The 1,124-nt window shown below is 64.9% G+C and carries 1 protein-coding gene and 1 pseudogene; both read left to right on the top strand.

Annotated elements, in window-relative coordinates; translation table 11 throughout:
* Positions 1 to 199 (top strand): annotated as a pseudogene (locus tag EU811_RS22860) (cell division ATP-binding protein FtsE); the annotation flags it as partial.
* Positions 200 to 287: 88 nt separating this feature from the next.
* Positions 288 to 1,124 (top strand): permease-like cell division protein FtsX (ftsX, locus tag EU811_RS22855; protein ID WP_142940542.1); only part of this gene is annotated, 837 nt, incomplete at its 3' end.

Below are 1,124 nucleotides of genomic sequence, written 5' to 3'. Positions count from 1 at the left end.
GCCCACCGGAAACCTCGACCCGCAGACCTCCGTCGGCATCATGAAGCTGCTCGACCGGATCAACCGGACGGGCACGACCGTCCTGATGGCGACGCACGACCAGAACATCGTGGACCAGATGCGCAAGCGCGTCATCGAGCTGGAGAAGGGCCGACTAGTCCGCGACCAGGCGCGCGGCGTGTACGGCTACCAGCACTGACCGCGACCTCCCTCACGCTCGCGGATTCACCGCGGAGCAGGGGGAGGACTCCCCACGCATCCGCCACGGAAAGGCCTGAGAAGACGCCATGCGCGCCCAGTTCGTTCTGTCGGAGATCGGTGTCGGTCTCCGCCGCAATCTGACGATGACCTTCGCGGTCGTCGTCTCGGTCGCCCTGTCCCTCGCCCTGTTCGGCGGTTCGCTCCTGATGAGCGACCAGGTGAACACGATGAAGGGCTACTGGTACGACAAGGTCAACGTCTCGATCTTCCTCTGCAACAAGAGCGACGCGGAGTCCGACCCCAACTGCGCCAAGGGAGCGGTCACCACCGAGCAGAAGAAGCAGATCGAGACCGACCTCGACAAGATGTCCGTCGTCGAGACCGTCTCGCACGAGTCCAGCGACCAGGCGTACAAGCACTACAAGGAGCAGTTCGGCGACTCCCCGCTCGCCGCCTCGCTCACCCCGGACCAGATGCAGGAGTCCTTCCGCATCAAGCTGAAGGACCCGGAGAAGTACCAGGTCATCGCGACCGCCTTCGACGGCCGGGACGGCGTGCAGTCCGTGCAGGACCAGAAGGGCATCCTCGACAACCTCTTCGAGCTCCTCAACGGCATGAACTGGGCCGCCCGCGCGGTGATGGCGATGATGCTCGTCGTCGCGCTGATGCTGATCGTCAACACGGTGCGCGTCTCGGCCTTCAGCCGTCGGCGTGAGACCGGGATCATGCGCCTGGTGGGCGCCTCCGGCTTCTACATCCAGGCGCCGTTCATCATGGAGGCCGCGGTCGCCGGACTGATCGGCGGCGGGGTGGCGTGTGCCTTCCTGCTGATCGCCCGGTACTTCATCATCGACCACGGTCTGGCCCGGTCGGAGAAGCTGAACCTGATCAACTTCATCGGCTGGGACGCCGTTCTCACGAAG

This window comes from Arthrobacter sp. TS-15 (assembly GCF_006964045.1).
Taxonomy (GTDB): domain Bacteria; phylum Actinomycetota; class Actinomycetes; order Actinomycetales; family Micrococcaceae; genus Arthrobacter.
Note: the sequence above shows the minus strand (reverse complement) of the source record. Positions and strands in the feature narration are given on the sequence as shown.